General features: G+C 62.3%; 12 protein-coding genes. 5 read left to right on the top strand and 7 right to left on the bottom strand.

Annotation, left to right across the window (positions count from 1 at the left end):
* Window position 1: 1 nt before the first annotated feature.
* The 3 genes from HB676_RS20410 to HB676_RS20420 form a co-directional block, all read right to left on the bottom strand.
* The gene (locus HB676_RS20410) at window positions 2–904 is read right to left on the bottom strand and encodes a branched-chain amino acid ABC transporter permease (RefSeq protein ID WP_213739838.1); all 903 of its coding nucleotides are present in this window, start codon (window positions 902–904) and stop codon (window positions 2–4) included.
* 70 nt (window positions 905–974) lie between these two features.
* The gene (locus HB676_RS20415) at window positions 975–2,285 is read right to left on the bottom strand and encodes an ABC transporter substrate-binding protein (protein ID WP_213739840.1); all 1,311 of its coding nucleotides are present in this window, start codon (window positions 2,283–2,285) and stop codon (window positions 975–977) included.
* A 66-nt stretch (window positions 2,286–2,351) separates the two neighbouring features.
* Entirely contained in the window at window positions 2,352–3,323 is a 972-nt protein-coding gene (locus HB676_RS20420; RefSeq protein WP_213739841.1) for a dihydrodipicolinate synthase family protein, read from the bottom strand.
* A gap of 306 nt (window positions 3,324–3,629) precedes the next feature.
* Between HB676_RS20420 and HB676_RS20425 the strand changes: the two genes are divergently transcribed.
* The 3 genes from HB676_RS20425 to HB676_RS20435 all read left to right on the top strand — a co-directional run bounded on the left by HB676_RS20425 (window position 3,630) and on the right by HB676_RS20435 (window position 7,583).
* Entirely contained in the window at window positions 3,630–4,727 is a 1,098-nt protein-coding gene (locus tag HB676_RS20425; RefSeq protein WP_213739843.1) for a mandelate racemase/muconate lactonizing enzyme family protein, read from the top strand.
* A gap of 13 nt (window positions 4,728–4,740) precedes the next feature.
* Window positions 4,741–5,829: a mandelate racemase/muconate lactonizing enzyme family protein gene (locus HB676_RS20430; protein ID WP_213739845.1), complete on the top strand. Its 1,089-nt coding sequence runs from the start codon at window positions 4,741–4,743 to the stop codon at window positions 5,827–5,829.
* A gap of 116 nt (window positions 5,830–5,945) precedes the next feature.
* Window positions 5,946–7,583 (top strand): GMC family oxidoreductase N-terminal domain-containing protein, encoded by a 1,638-nt coding sequence (locus HB676_RS20435; RefSeq protein ID WP_213739847.1) that lies wholly within the window; start codon window positions 5,946–5,948, stop codon window positions 7,581–7,583.
* 18 nt (window positions 7,584–7,601) lie between these two features.
* On the opposite strand, the gene HB676_RS20440 is transcribed toward HB676_RS20435, so the two are convergent.
* The 4 genes from HB676_RS20440 to HB676_RS20455 all read right to left on the bottom strand — a co-directional run bounded on the left by HB676_RS20440 (window position 7,602) and on the right by HB676_RS20455 (window position 11,730).
* Entirely contained in the window at window positions 7,602–8,813 is a 1,212-nt protein-coding gene (locus HB676_RS20440) for an ABC transporter substrate-binding protein (RefSeq protein WP_213739849.1), read from the bottom strand.
* Between the two features lie 421 nt (window positions 8,814–9,234).
* The gene (locus HB676_RS20445) at window positions 9,235–9,669 is read right to left on the bottom strand and encodes a hypothetical protein (protein ID WP_213739851.1); all 435 of its coding nucleotides are present in this window, start codon (window positions 9,667–9,669) and stop codon (window positions 9,235–9,237) included.
* A 33-nt stretch (window positions 9,670–9,702) separates the two neighbouring features.
* Window positions 9,703–11,301 carry an FAD-dependent monooxygenase gene (locus HB676_RS20450; protein ID WP_213739852.1) on the bottom strand — a complete coding sequence of 533 codons (1,599 nt, stop codon included), beginning with the start codon at window positions 11,299–11,301 and terminating at the stop codon, window positions 9,703–9,705.
* A gap of 159 nt (window positions 11,302–11,460) precedes the next feature.
* A complete protein-coding gene (locus HB676_RS20455) occupies window positions 11,461–11,730 on the bottom strand; it encodes a hypothetical protein (RefSeq protein WP_213739854.1) in 270 nt (89 codons plus the stop codon).
* 531 nt (window positions 11,731–12,261) lie between these two features.
* Here HB676_RS20455 and HB676_RS20460 point away from each other — a divergent pair.
* Window positions 12,262–13,167, top strand: coding sequence for an AEC family transporter (locus HB676_RS20460; protein WP_213739856.1), 906 nt, complete (start codon window positions 12,262–12,264; stop codon window positions 13,165–13,167).
* 59 nt (window positions 13,168–13,226) lie between these two features.
* Window positions 13,227–14,723 carry a UbiD family decarboxylase gene (locus HB676_RS20465; RefSeq protein ID WP_213739858.1) on the top strand — a complete coding sequence of 499 codons (1,497 nt, stop codon included), beginning with the start codon at window positions 13,227–13,229 and terminating at the stop codon, window positions 14,721–14,723.
* Window positions 14,724–14,741 lie beyond the last annotated feature (18 nt).

The raw sequence follows: 14,741 nt of genomic DNA on the forward strand, positions 1-14,741 counted from the left end.
CTCAGATTCTTCTCGGTTGGGCGCGCACGAACAGACCGTAAGGCCGGATCATCAGCACCAGCGCCATGACGCCATAGATAACGAACAGTTCAACCTGCGGCACCAGATGCACCGCGGCCGCGCGGCATATCCCGACGATCAATGCCCCGATCAGCGCGCCTTCGATCGATCCCATGCCGCCAATCGCCACCACGGCGAAGGCGAGCACGATCACTTCGACGCCGATGCCGAGCGTCACCGCGATCTTCGGCGCCATGATCGCCCCGCCGAGCGCACCGAGCATCGCGCCAATGACAAACGTGATGGTGTAAACCGCCGTGACATTGATCCCGAAGGCTGCAGCGGTTTCGCGATCGAAAATCACGGCGGTCAACAATCGTCCGTAGCGGGTGAATTTCAGCGCCCACCAGGATATCACGGCGATCAATGCCGCCGTCGCAATCAGGCCGAGATCGTAGTTCGACAAGATCAATGCACCGACGGCCGTATTTCCGGCGGCGAGCAGCGGCTGATAGGTCGGGTAGGACTGCGCGCCCCAGACCAGGATGACAACGTCTTCGAGGATCAGGAAAGCCGCGTAAGTCACCAGCACCATCACCACTTCGTCACGGCCATAGACCAGTCGCATGACGCTGCGTTCTAGAATAAGCCCGAGCACGAGCCCGAGCGCCATCGCGAGCAACGCCATCAGCAGGAACCCGCCGGCATCCGGCCAGCCGCGATCGAAATAGATGCCGATCGCGGTCGCCGCCCCATAGGCGCCGAACGTGTAGAACGAGCCGTGCGCGACGTTCAGGATCTTCATCACGCCGAAAATAAGCGTCAAACCGACGGCGACGATGAACAGGTAGGCCGCATAGACCAATCCGTCGATCAAAATGGCAAAGGCGGTCAGCACCGACATTTCCTGACAAAAACATCAGCCGTCGCGGGGACGTCGTTCGCCCCGCGACGACGGGCTGGCGCGGTGTCGCTCAGCACTTCGCGCCTTTCATGCCGTCCTTGATCCAGTCATCGGCCGTGACGCCTGCCGGCGGGTTCACACATTCGGCGGGAAAGCGCATGATGTCGACGATTTCGGGCTCGTTCTTCGCCTTGTTGAAGCGGTAGATGCCGTAAGCCGTCCCCATGATGCCCTGATGCCCATCCCCGATCGCCAGCTTGACCACGCCTGCGGGGCCTTCGAACTCGATGCCTTTGAAGGACGCGGCTATTTCGTCCGAAGTCGGCTTCGTGTCGCCTTTCCTGGCCTTTTCATAAGCCAGTTTCAGCCCGAGCAGCGACATCACCATTTGATAGGCGGGATAGGTCGGCGGCGTGCCGTAGCGGTCGGTATAGATCTTCTGGAACCAGCGGTTAAATTCGCTGTCGGGCGCAAGCGGACCGAACGGACCGCGGGCGCCGATGATGGTGCCGTCGGGCATCTTGTCGCGCAGGCGCCAGATCGCGGCTTCGCCGGTTGTCGCGATGATCGTCATGCGCTTGTCCAGCGCGCGGGCCTGTTCCTGATAAAGAAACGCTTCGAGATCGCCGTCATAGAAGCTTGTATGCAGCACCGGCGAGCTTGAGGTCAGCAGCGTCGAAATCTCCGCGCCATATTCGCCCGCGAACAGTTTCGGGAAAAGCGACTTGTCGATGGTCACCTTCGGCGCAAGCACCTGCATCGCACCGGTGAAGTCCCGCCAGGAATCCTGACCCCAGGCGTAATTCTGGTTGATGCCGGAATAGCTGGTGACGTCAGGTTTTTTGGCTAGCAGGTAACGCGCGGCGCCGACATTATCGATGGTCGACAGCGGGCTGACGCGGAATACATAGGCGCGCGGTTTTTCCTCGAAGATGCGCGGCGTTCCGCAATCATAGAACACCGTGATCGCCTTCAGTTCCTCGGCGACCGGCGTAACCGCCAGGCAGTTGCCCGAAGAGATATAACCGACCACGGCCTCGACCTGATCGCGCTGCACGAGGTTGCGGAACTCAGTGACGACGTTGGCGGCAGAGCCCGTCTCATCGATATATTTCGCTTCGACAGTCGTGCCGCCGAAACCAATCTTGTTGAAGGGCGCCGGCACTTTTCCCGCGTTCATGGCGTCGATCAGGACCTCGGCGCCATTGCGTCCGGGGATGCCGAACGGCGCCGCGGCGGGCCCGGTCAGGAAGCTGACGATGCCGAGCTTGATGGTTGAAGCGTTCTGCGCCTGCGCGGGAAAAATCGCCGCGCCCAGCAATGCCGCCAATAACCACGACGACTTGAGCGCGCCTGCAAGCGAACTTTCTCGATTAAACATTCCTACCCTCCCCGTACGATTCCATTTTGGGCGTTTTGCCCGTTTTATCGTTTTATAATGACACCCCTAAGCGGCCGTGCTGTTGGCCATCCTGTCATCGAGCAGGCCGGACTCCACCAGCGCCTGCCGTATCCGCCCGATTTCGGCGCTGCCGAGCTTGACCAGCGGCGGCCGCACCACGGCGCGCGGCAACTTGCCGAGCAGCACCAGCGCTTCCTTCATCCGGTTATGCATATCCGCCCACGGCTCGGCGTAGAAACAGCGCGCCAGCGGTTCGATGCGATCGTTCAGGCGCTTCGCCTCCGCCAGATTATTGCTCTGGACCGCCTGGAATAATTGCGCGTGCAGATCGGGGATAACGCTGCCGCTGCCGGACAGCAATCCGTTGCAGCCGAGTACCAGCGAAGAAAACAGCCAGGCGCTGTGCGTGGTCAATACGTTCACGGGCCGCGAGAGATTTTGCAGCGTGCGGATATGCCATTCATGGTGCGGTACATTGCCGATCCAGTCCTTGATGGCGCGGATCGACGGCACCTCGCGACACAGGCGCAGCAGTGTCTCCTTTGGATAGCCTTGGCCGGTGGCCAGCGGATATTGAAACGCGATCAGCGGCAGGTCGGTGGCGTCGGCAATGCGCTTGAAATGCGCCAGCGCCATCTCGGGAGACTGGCCGAGCGTGAACGGCGCGGGAGGAAACACCAGCAGCGCCGATGCGCCGCCCTGGGCGGCCATGCGCGCAAGGCGCGCCGCTTCCAGACTGCCATCAGCCCAGATGCCGTTGACGATCGGCAAGCGCGCGCCAATTTCGTCCCGTGTAATGTCGAGTACGCGGCGTTGTTCGTCGAAGGTGCAGGAAGCGACCTCGGTCGAATGCGCATTGATGGTGATGGCGGAAAGGCCCGGGGTTGCGGCGACGTCGCGCAGGTGCTTGCGGAAATTTGCTTCGTCAATGGCAAGGTCGTTGTCGAACGGCAGCAGGACCGCCGGAATAACCCCGTGGGGGACATAGACCGAGCTTTGGGCCGAGGTTTGGGACATAAGCCCTCCCTTGAACATTATGGGCGTTGTTGCCTCAAGGTAATCCGATCTCGACACTCATTGTCAATTGACGGTACGTCGCGGAAGCCTGTTAGCTCCGCCGCCGGGACCGAAATGGTAAACCGGTCCGCCGGCGCAACCTCAGATCAATCTCACGGCATGTGACGCCGCGCCCTGCCGATCGCCCGGCCGTCTCGGCCAGCGCTATGCGGGCGACCTGCCCCATGATAAACAGGGTCAAGCGCACCAACAATAACAAGCGCGAAGGGAGTCCTGCACCCTGCCTGGGGTCGGGTTCGAGCTACAATGAAAATCACGCAGGTATCGGGCGTCGTTTACCGCCAGCAATTCAAACCTGGCGGGCCCACGCCAAAATTCGCCGGCGAAGGCCGAAATACGTTCGAGACATTGCTGGTCAAGGTCGAAACCGATGAGGGGATCGTCGGCTGGGGCGAGGCCTTTCCGCACCGGGTGTGGCCGGCCGTCAAGTCGCTGCTGGAGAGCCTGATCGCGCCTGTTTGCATCGGTGCGGACGCGTCAGATATTCCCGCGCTGATGAAAAGACTGATCTACCACGTGCATGGCGTCGGGCGCGCCGGCCCTGTGATGTATGCGCTATCAGGGCTGGATATCGCGCTCTGGGACATTCTCGGAAAGTCAAAAAGTCTGCCGATCTACCAACTGCTAGGCGGCAAGCCATGCGCGAAACTTCCGGCCTATGCCAGTCTTCTGAAATATAACGATACCGATATTGTCGTGCGCACCTGTAAAGAGGCGCTGGATCGCGGTTACAGCGAACTCAAGATCCACGAGACCGGCCGCGCCGAAATCACCGCGGCTGCGCAAGTGCTGCGACGGCACAATGGCGGTTCGCTGATGGTGGACGTCAATGCACCGTGGACGCCAAGCGAAGCCTTGTCCGCCGTCGCGCCCTTGCGCGAACTCGGTCTGAAATGGATCGAGGAGCCGGTTTGGCCGCCGGAAGATTTCGAAGCTGCACGTCAAATCAGCTTAGCTGGCGTGCCGGTCGCGATCGGCGAAAATGTCCTGACACCCTCGGATTTTGCGCGGCTGATCGACAGCCGGTCGGTCGATTATGTCCAGCCGAGCGTCACCAAGATCGGCGGCATATCGATCGCGCGAGACATTATCGCCGCCGCCAACGCAGCGAACGTGGCAGTCGCACCGCATTCCGCCTATTTCGGTCCGGGTCTGATCGCGACCGCGCATCTGGCTGCGGCGTTCGGGCGCGCGCCGATGGTCGAGCGGCTTTATTGCGACCTCACGGAAAGCCCGTTCGGTGACTGGTACGAACCGGTCGATGGCCATCTTGCGGTCCCGCAAGGGCCGGGGCTCGGCATCGATCCCGATCCAGCGATTCTGGAAAAACTTCGCGTCGCGTAAGCCGGAGGACAAGATGAAAATTCAGGGTATCAAGGTCAATTTCGTCCGCCTGCCGCTGGAGGAGCCGCTGGTCGGCGCACCCTATATGCCCGGGATGCTGCGCGAATTCTTCACCGTGCAGGTGCAGACTGACCAGGGCATCGAGGGAATCGGCATCACCGGCTTTGGCGGCAATCTGGTTCGTTCGCTGCGCGCCGCACTCGAGGATTTCGGCGAGCTGATCAAGGGCGACGACCCGCTGCGCACCGAACAGGTCAACGCCAAACTGCGCGCGGCGTCGGCCTCCTGCGGCTCCGGCATTGCCCTGCTGGCGATTTCGGCGATCGATACGGCGCTGTGGGATATCCGCGGCAAGGCCTTCGGCATACCCCTGGCGCAGTTGTTGGGCGGCGCGCGCGACAAGGTGCCGGCCTATGCCAGCGGCGCGCTGACGCGCACCACGCCCAACGACAAGATCGAACGCGCCGCCTCCGCGCTGGTCGAGAAGGGCTATCGGCAGGTCAAGACCCAGATGGCGGTGGAAGGGTTTACGCCCAAACAGGAGATCGAGCGCATTCGGATGATCCGCGACGCGGTCGGGCCTGACGTCAATCTGATGGTGGACATCAACCAGCGCTGGAGCGTCGCCGAGGTGATTTCGATCGGCCACCGCATCGAAGACCTCGGCCTCGGATGGCTGGAGGACCCGACCACCTGCGACGACTATCAGGGCCACGCGAAGATCGCCGATGCGCTGGCGACGCCGGTCTGCGCCGGCGAATATCTCTGGGGCATCGAGCCGCACCGGCAGGCGATAGCCCACCATTCGGTCGACATCACCATGATCGATCTGCTGCGCGTCGGCGGCATCACGCCATGGATGAAGGTCGCCGGCATGGCGGAAGCCCACAACAAGCCCGTGGCCAGCCATCTGCTGCCTGAAATCCATGTGCATTTGATCGCCGCCATACCGAACGGGCTGGTGGTCGAATACATGCCGTGGACCTGGCGCCTGTTCGACAATCCGCCGATGCCGGTCAACGGCGAAATCGCCGTGCCGACCGGACCCGGCCTCGGGCTGAAATTCGCGCCGGATTTGTTCGAAAAATATGGCGTTGGCTAGCGCGGCGGGAGCGCAGACCAGATGAATTTATCTAATCTGCGCCCTTACAAATTTCACGGGCGGCGCGTGGCTCGGCCGCGATAGGGTCGCTGAGAAGCAACATCGCGGCGTTGGGAATGAGTGAAAATAGAACAGAACTTGGCAGGTTCGATTACGTGATCGTCGGCGCGGGCTCCGCCGGATGTGTATTGGCCAATCGGCTGTCCGCCGACCCGTCGATCCGGGTCTGCCTGCTGGAGGCCGGTGGCAAGGACAGCCATCCCTGGGTGCACATTCCCGTCGGATATTTCTTCAACTTCGATCATCCGCGGGCGGATTGGCGCTATCGCACCGAACCCGAACCGGGCCTCAATGGCCGGGTGCTGAAATATCCCCGCGGCCGCGTGCTGGGCGGAACGTCATCGATCAACGGCATGGTCTACATTCGCGGGCACGCGCTGGATTACGACGGATGGCGGCAGCTCGGCAACGTCGGCTGGAGTTGGAGCGACGTACTGCCCTATTTCAAGCGCTCGGAAAACCAGGTGCGCGGCCCCAGCGAAACCCACGGCGTGGGCGGGGAATTGGCGGTCGACGATTTGCGCGCCTCCTGGGAAATTCTCGACGCCTTCCGCAAGGCCGCGATCGAAAGCGGCATTCCCGCGACCGACGATTTCAACGGCGGTGAAAGCGAGGGGATCGGCTATTTCCAGGTGACGCAGAAAAATGGCCGCCGCATGAGTACGTCGCGCGCGTTTCTGAAACCGGCGGCGGCGCGCAAGAACCTGACTATCCTGACCGGCTGCCTGGTGCAGCGGATTCGCTTCGGCGGCAAGCGAGCCGTGGGCGTCGAATTCCTCAAGGACGGCGCACCGGCTTACGTCGCGGCGGAGAACGAAGTCATCCTGTCGGCCGGCGCGGTGGGATCGCCGCAAATCTTGCAGCTTTCCGGCATCGGCGCGCCCGCGTTGCTGGGAGATCAGGGTATCGCGGTCAGGCATGCGGCGCCGCGGGTCGGTGAAGGACTGCAGGATCATCCTGCGGTGCGCATGATGTTCAAGGTCGAGAACACAACGACGCTGAACGATCAACTGTCGAGCTGGGTCAGCAAGGCCGCGATGCTCTTTGAGTACGCGCTGCTGCGCAGGGGGCCGTTGACGATCCCGCCCGCGCTGGTCAACGCGTTCGTGAAAAGCGATCCGGCCCGCGCCGCGCCGGATCTGCAATATGTGGTCTATCCATTGACCTACGACATGATCGGCGAGCCGGCGCATACATTCTCGGCCTTTACCGGCTCGATCTGCCTGGTGCGGCCGGAAAGCCGCGGCTCGATTCGCATCACATCGCCTGACGCCCGCGTCTCTCCGCAGATACGGCTTAATTTCCTGGACAACCCCACCGACATTCAGGCGGCGGCCGCCGGCATTCGCGGCATGCGGCGGGTGTGCGCGGCCGATGCCTTGAAGCCGTTCAATGTGCGCGAATTCAGGCCCGGGCCGGAGTTGGTCACCGACGAGCAGATCGCAGCGGCTGCACGCGATATCACCGCGACGATCTTTCATCCGACCAGCACTTGCGGGATGGGACCGGATGACACCGCTGTGGTCGATGACCGCTTGCGCGTGCGCGGCGTCGAGCGCCTGCGTGTCGTCGATGCGTCCGTGATGCCGATGGTCGTCTCGGGAAATACCAACGCCGCCACCATCATGATCGCGGAGAAGGCATCGGACATGATCCGCGAGGATCGCCGTCAAAGCGCCGCCGCCGTTGCCTGACAACGGCGGCGGCAGGCTTTATTTCTTGACCATCGGGCATTTGCTTTCGCTTAACGGGCGAAACGCCTTCTCGCCGGGAACGGTATCGAGAATCTTGTAGTAATCCCACGGGCGCTTGCTTTCCTCGGGCGTTTTGACCTGGGCCAGCAGCATGTCGTGGATCATGAGATTGTCTTCGCGCAGCACCGCGTGGCGCGCATACATGTCATCGAGCGGCATCTTGTGCATCATCGCCAGAACATCTTCCGCTTTGTCGCTCTTGGCGGCTTCCATCGCCTTGAGATATTGCAGGGCCGCCGAATAATCCGCGGCATGGCTCAAATTCGGCATCGATCCCATCTTCTTGTAGTAGCGCTCGGACCACGCCCGCGTTTGGTCATCCATATCCCAATAGAAGTCGGACGAGAGCACAAGTCCCTTGGTGGTCTTGAGACCGAGGGCATGAATGTCGGTGATGAACACCAGCCCGCTGACGAATTTCGCGGTCTTCAGAAGACCGAATTCCTCGGCCGTCTTCAACGCATTCACCATGTCGTCGCCGGCGTCGGCGAGCGCAATAACCTGGGCGCCGGAATTCTGGGCGGAGAGGATGTAAGACGCGAAATCGGAGGCCGCGAGCGGATGGAAAACGCTGCCCAGCATCTTGCCGCCGGACGCATTGACGATCTGCGTCATTTCCTGTTCGAGCGCGTGACCGAGATTGTAATCGGCGCCGATCACATACCAGGTCTTGGCGCCTGTCTTCATCATGGCTTCCGTGATCGCCTTCGAAGCGGCAAACGTATCGCTGCGCCACTGCACCGTATATGGATTGCACTGGCCCATGTTGAGCGCGGAGGTAGCACCGTTGCTCGCCAGGAACACCTTTTTTCGATCATTCGCGGCCGCGGCCACCGCCAGCGACACGCCCGAGCCGACGACATCGACAATGGCGCTGACGTCTTCCTGATCGTACCAGCGTCGTGCGATGGCGCTGCCGACGTCCGTCTTGTTCTGATGATCGGCGCTTACGACTTCGATCGGCCTCCCCAGCACCTTGCCGCCCATATCTTCAACCGCGAGCTGCACGGCCGCCACGGCGCCTTTGCCCGAAAGGGCCTGATAGATGCCCGACATATCGCCGAGAACACCGATCTTGATTGGAGCGGTCGATTTGTCTTGTGCAAAGGCTGCGGAAGCCCATCCGCAAAGCAACGCGACACAGGCAACAGAGAACGGAGTTTTGGACATCGGCGTTTTTCCAAATGGAGAGCAAAATTGAAACAGACCGGCAGCAATCGGCGCGCCTGCGCAAGGCGTCACTGCCTTCGAGCAGCGCATCCGGCGCTAAAGTCTTTCGCGGCACAAATGATGAAAATTCAATAACCCATTAGAGTTCTGAATTGCCGCGCTGCAGCAATGCAGACGATCTGAAAATGTGTGAAGAAATATCGGAATTGCCCCGTCGGAAGATCCTCGTTTTACGGGTGTGCGAAGAGGTGGGCGACATAAAGTCGCGTCAACTCTCGACCCTTCGGGTCCACCAAGCGGCGCGAACCAGTCAAGGCTCTCGGCGCCACGATCGCGTGGTCAATCGGCGAAATCTTCGTTCTTGCGAACGAATTGCTTCGGATGAATGTCGACATCCTGGTCTCTTGAAACGCGCCCATCTTCATTCCGGGAATACCACCGGATTGCCCGGCACCGGTGGCGGATCGATCCAGTTAATTTGCGCACCTCCGTCGAGGACGGCGACGAGGAGCGAGCCGGCCTTCACCCAGGCCTGATGCACGTGATGCGGCGGCAGATAGAAATAGCCCTGCTCGTCGATCCTGAAGATGGCTCCGGCATCGCAGTCCTCGAAATAGTGCGTGCCGGCGACAAGGAACGTCTCCTCGGCCTTGAGGTGCGTATGCCTGGGGAAGTGGAAGTCGGCTTGAAATTTCAACATGATTCTCGCCGCACCGGTCTCGGGGTCGGCACGCAGGATGGAGAGCAGTGGCGACTGGTCGCCGAAGTCGGGGAACAAAGGCTCCCAGGAGCGCTCGGCCGCGCTCTGGCTGAACGCCTTGAGGATGGTGTTTTCGGACGACGGAGACGCCTGCATGGTTTTCCCTTTCGGAGTGATGGGTGGGGACGATCAGGCGGATACTGAAGCGAGCAGATCGAGCGCGGCCTTCAGACCGGCAGCATCAGGGGTGGGACTGAACCAGCCGATATGACCGTCCGGCCGGATCAGGAGAGTCGTGCCCGGAGCGGCGCCGTACGCAATCGAGAATTCGCCGCCGGCGTCGCGCAGCACCGGAATGTCCTCGCGGTCGCCCAGTTCGGAATCACCGGGCACTATGGCAAAGCAGCTTGCCGTTGCGCCAAGCGCGGTCCGCGCGGCGCCTCCCAATTCGGCCAGTGTCGCTAGCCCCGCCATGTCGTTGGCATAGCCGATCAGCACATGGCGCCCGCGTCCCAGCCGCTCGTGCAGCCGGAAGGACTGTTCAACATAGGCGCGGCGCAGCCCACCGGAATCGGGCGCGCGGTCCCCCGCGGCGAGGGTGGCATCGGAGAGCTTTGCTCGCTCGTCGCGAACGATCGAGCTGCCGCGATAGGTGATAGTCAGTTGTGTCTCGCGCAGGCCGGGCATCGGCGAGCGCTGCGCAAGCGTCGCTTGCAGTGCGCGACTGGTATTCTCGACGAGGTCCAGCCCGACCACGCGGCGCTCAGCCGAATAACTGTCGAGCAGGCCGGGCGCGCCGCGGCCTCGTAGCGCCAGTGCCAACTTCCACGCCAGATTGTAGGCATCCTGGACGCCGGTGTTGAGGCCCTGGCCGCCGACCGGAGGATGCAGATGCGCGGCATCGCCGGCAAGAAAGGCGCAACCCTTCGAATAGCTCGACACCAGGCGGTGGCTGACCCGGTAGACCGAGGACCAATGCATCTCATTCATCGTGGTGCCCGCCGGCAGCAGCGGAGTCATGAAGGTACGGATCTCGTCCAGCGTCGGCGGGGTCGGGCGTTCGCCTTCCGGCGTCTTCAGCACGCCGTCCGGCACCGTGGTGGAGAGCCGGTAACGATTCACCGAGCCCGCCACAGGTACGGCCACCAGCGTGGCGGCGGCGTGCTCGGTCGTGGCGCTGAGGTTGAAGCGGTAGAAACGCCCGCGCGCCAGGCTCCAGTCGAGCTCGATATCCGCGAGCACGAAAGTCTGCGGGAACTGGCCGCCAACGAAGTCGAGCCCGAGCGTGGTGCGCACCGTACTGCGCCCGCCATCGCAGCCGACGACGAAGCGACTCGTCACGGTTTGCGTTGCGCCATTCGGCCCGGTCATCTCGGCGCGCACGCCGTCCGCCTCTTCCGTGAAACCGGCGAGCGTCCAGCCGTAATGAACCTTGCCGCCGTGGCGGGCGAGGCATGCCTCCAGAATACGCTCCACCTCGTACTGCGCCAGCGACAAAGCACCGAAGGGCAGGCCTTCCGGTATGTCCATGACAGGACCGGGAGCACCGTCGTTGAAGGTCGACACGCCGTGCAGCCACGTCCCCGCATCGACGGCGTCCTGCATGATGCCGAAATCCTCGAAAAGCTCCAGCGTGCGGGCGGTGATGCCCAGCGCCTTGCAGAAGAAGGAGCGCTGGGTCATGCGGTCGACAAGCAGCACCTCACGCCCCTCACGCGAGAGCGCTGCCGCCAGGAACAGGCCCACCGGCCCAGCTCCGACGATCAGAACGTCAACATTCGTTTTCATGATAACCGCCGTTAATTTTGCTTGCCCGATATGTTTCCCGGCGACTGTTCGTTTGTCGCCATCTTCGCACACCGACCCGCAGGGATCATCGCGGACGCTTCCCTGATCGCCCGGGAGCGGGCTGGCGCCGCCGCGCCGGCGGCGCTGGTATAATGCCGCTTAATCGTGCTCGTCGGCGAATTCGATGCCCGCCTGGGTCTCCGAGATAGCCTGCGCAACGAGATTCATCGCCCTGACGCGATGGCCACCCTTGTTCGCGGTCGCTTCCCGCAAGGCACCGAGCGCCTGGTAGAGCGAGGACATCGCACGCTCCATGTTGCCTTGATACGCATCGGCCGATTTCGCGGAAGCGCCGAGTAGTCCGACGGCTGCTGCACCTGTTGCTGCCGCTACCGCAAGATTGCGGCGGGTGATTTTCGACTCAAGCATTTGGTCTCTCCTTTTCTGCTCAGATAAATTCAAAAAAATTCGCGTGCCCGTCGCGTTTCGAACGGCGCGGCCCATTGCCGCGCGTTGCATCCCTCGCCGAAAGCCACGCCTGAAGCAAATACCGACTGAATATGTAGCCATAGCCAATGGCGATGGGCCGCTATCCGCCCGAACCGCCAGGCCCGGACCCGGCCTGCTGATTGAATTCAGCAAAGGACATCTTGAATTCAGCAAAGAAAATCTGCCCAGGCGCGTCCTGCCCGGACCCGACGGCTCAAATCGACGCTGCCATAGTCACCGACGATAGCCGCATATCGAAGCCGTATTTGTTTTCCACCGCCCTCTGCTTCATTTGTCTGCCGCGGGCACACCATTCGGATCGCCCTCTTCGCTCAGCAGCAGGCCGCGATTGAGCGCATGGCCACTCCGATCCACGCGGCCGCACTCACAAAGGCCTCCTTATTCCTAGGCCCGCACCACCAGCGTCCATGATTGCGACTTAACCGGATTCATTCACTTGAGAGTACATCGATGCATGAAATTGCCCTGATATTTACCTGCCTTGCCATCGGCATCATCTTGCGCTGGTCGGGACGATTGCCGGATACCGCGACCAAGACTCTGGGCGGCTGGGTCATCAACGTCGCGCTACCGGCCGCCGCGCTGCGCAGCGTACACGACCTCAAACTGCAACCCGACTGGTGGTTTGCAGCGGCAACGCCGTGGATTGGCGTCGTGCTGGCGATCATCGTGATCGTTCCGATCTGTCGCGCGTTCGGATGGTCGACGCAGCGTACCGGCGCACTGCTTCTCGTCGGTGGATGGGGAAACACTTCCTTTGTGGGCCTGCCGATGATCGCGGCCTTTGCCGGCAGTCAATGGCTCGGGCTCGGCATCGTCATCGACCTGTTCGGGTCCTATCTCGCGCTGTCGACGCTTGGCCTGGCCATTGCCAGCATTGCGAGCGCGGGGAAGCTCGACTGGCGCTTGGTGGCAAAGCGTATCATCACCTTTCCACCCTTCATCGCGATCCTGGTCGCTTTTGCAACCAACCATCTGGAACGGCCGGAATGGTTGACACAGATGGTCACGGCCCTTGCCGAGACACTGACGCCGCTTGCGCTGGCGGCGGTCGGCTATGCGCTTCGGCTCGACCGGCTCTCGGGTCGCCTCGGGGCGCTTGGCGTCGGGCTCGGCTATCGCCTGTTGGCAGCCCCGCTCGCGATCATGCTGATGTACCTTGCCCTGCGCCAAGGCGGTGACCCCGTCGCCAAGGTCGCCATGCTGGAAATGGCGATGCCGCCCATGCTCGGCGCGAGCATCATCGCCATGGACCACGACCTCGAGCCCGACCTCGTCGCGCTGCTGATCGGTGTCGGCGTCCCCTTGTCGATGCTGACGGCGTGGGGATGGTGGTCGATCATCTCATTGCTCTGAGAGGTTTTTTTCCAATGGCTCATTCACCGTCGATATCCGCTGGAACGGGAGACCTCGCCATGCAGTTGACCGATTTGCGCCAATACATCGAAGCCTTGCGCCGCCTCGGCGAAATTCAGGAGATCGACGCGCCTGTCTCACTCGACCTCGAACTCGGCGCGATCATTCGGCGCTGTTACGAAACCGGAGCGCCGGCACCGTTGTTCAAGGCTTTCTCCGATCACCCGCCCGGTTTCCGAATCCTCGGCGCGCCGGCCGGCGCCAGCCGGCAGCCGGGCCGACAGCTGGTGCGCGTCGCGACCTCGCTTGGATTGCCGCCAGCTATCAGCGGGACGGAAATCGTCGAGACCATCGCTGCAAGCCTCAATCTGCCGCCGATCGATCCGGTCGTCGTCGAGGATGCACCGTGCTTCGAAAACGTGACGACCGGTGACGATGTCGATCTCAATCGCCTGCCGGTGCCGTTGCTGCACCATGGCGATGGCGGACGCTATCTCAACACCTGGGGCTGCATCGTCGCCCGGACGCCGGACGGATCCTGGACCAACTGGTCGATCGCCCGGATGATGCTGGTCGACGGCCGGCGCCTCTCTGGAATCGTGGCGCCGCAACAGCATGTCGGCATGGTGGCGAAGGTCTGGGCCGAAATCGGCAAGCCGATGCCGTTCGCCCTCGCGCTCGGCGTCGAACCGGCGATCCCCTTCGTCTGCGGCATGCCGCTGCCCGACTACGTCAATGAGAGCGGCCGTCTCGGCGCCCTGCTTGGCCGGCCGGTCAAGACCGTGCGCTGTCGCACCGTCGATCTCGAAGCGCCGGCAAGCGCCGAGATTCTGATCGAAGGTCATCTGCATCTCGATGAACTGGTGCAGGAAGGGCCGATGGGCGAGTTCGCGGGTTACGTGCCGCTGGAGCCGACCATGCGCCGGCCGGTCTACCGCGTTTCGGCGATCAGCCATCGCAACGAGGCCATTCTTCCCGTCGTCGCGGCCGGCGAACCGGTGGAGGAGAACCATACCGCTTGGGGCATTCCGAGCGCCGCGCAGATCCTGCACGACCTGCGCGCCACCGGCCTCGCCGTCACCACGGCCTGGATGCCGCTCCAGGCGGCGCTGCATTGGCTGGTGGTGACCATGCCGCGCGATTGGCGCCGTCGCAGCGGCATCGCGGCAAGCAAGGAACTGTGCGAGCGAATCGGCAAGACCGTGTTTGCCAGCAAGGCAGGCTCCGTGGTGCCCAAGATTATCGTGCTCAACGACGATGTGGATCCGACCAACACCGACGAACTGGTCTGGGCCTTCGCTACGCGCTGCCATCCGTTTACGGGGCACGCCATGTTCGATCACATCGAGGCGGCGCCGTTGCTCGCCTACCTGCGCAAGAGCGAAAAGATGTCGGGTTCGACCGGCAAGGTCGTCTACAACTGCCTGCCACCCGACGAATGGGGCGAGGCTTTGCCGATCCGCGCGTCGTTCCGCCACGGCTATCCGGCCGATATCGTCGAACGGGTCAAGGCGCGTTGGGGCGAATACGGCTTCGCGGCAGCCGTTGACGGTTAAAGACCGAATATCCGGACT

The sequence above is a fragment of the Bradyrhizobium sp. dw_411 genome, from assembly GCF_018449695.1.
Lineage (GTDB): Bacteria > Pseudomonadota > Alphaproteobacteria > Rhizobiales > Xanthobacteraceae > Bradyrhizobium.

Excerpts from the sequence above, each read along its gene's own strand:
- HB676_RS20410 (WP_213739838.1), bottom strand. The coding sequence starts at position 904 with ATGTCGGTGCTGACCGCCTTTGCCATTTTGATCGACGGATTGGTCTAT.
- HB676_RS20415 (WP_213739840.1), bottom strand. The coding sequence starts at position 2,285 with ATGTTTAATCGAGAAAGTTCGCTTGCAGGCGCGCTCAAGTCGTCGTGG.
- HB676_RS20420 (WP_213739841.1), bottom strand. The coding sequence starts at position 3,323 with ATGTCCCAAACCTCGGCCCAAAGCTCGGTCTATGTCCCCCACGGGGTT.
- HB676_RS20425 (WP_213739843.1), top strand. The coding sequence starts at position 3,630 with ATGAAAATCACGCAGGTATCGGGCGTCGTTTACCGCCAGCAATTCAAA.
- HB676_RS20430 (WP_213739845.1), top strand. The coding sequence starts at position 4,741 with ATGAAAATTCAGGGTATCAAGGTCAATTTCGTCCGCCTGCCGCTGGAG.
- HB676_RS20435 (WP_213739847.1), top strand. The coding sequence starts at position 5,946 with ATGAGTGAAAATAGAACAGAACTTGGCAGGTTCGATTACGTGATCGTC.
- HB676_RS20440 (WP_213739849.1), bottom strand. The coding sequence starts at position 8,813 with ATGTCCAAAACTCCGTTCTCTGTTGCCTGTGTCGCGTTGCTTTGCGGA.
- HB676_RS20445 (WP_213739851.1), bottom strand. The coding sequence starts at position 9,669 with ATGCAGGCGTCTCCGTCGTCCGAAAACACCATCCTCAAGGCGTTCAGC.
- HB676_RS20450 (WP_213739852.1), bottom strand. The coding sequence starts at position 11,301 with ATGAAAACGAATGTTGACGTTCTGATCGTCGGAGCTGGGCCGGTGGGC.
- HB676_RS20455 (WP_213739854.1), bottom strand. The coding sequence starts at position 11,730 with ATGCTTGAGTCGAAAATCACCCGCCGCAATCTTGCGGTAGCGGCAGCA.
- HB676_RS20460 (WP_213739856.1), top strand. The coding sequence starts at position 12,262 with ATGCATGAAATTGCCCTGATATTTACCTGCCTTGCCATCGGCATCATC.
- HB676_RS20465 (WP_213739858.1), top strand. The coding sequence starts at position 13,227 with ATGCAGTTGACCGATTTGCGCCAATACATCGAAGCCTTGCGCCGCCTC.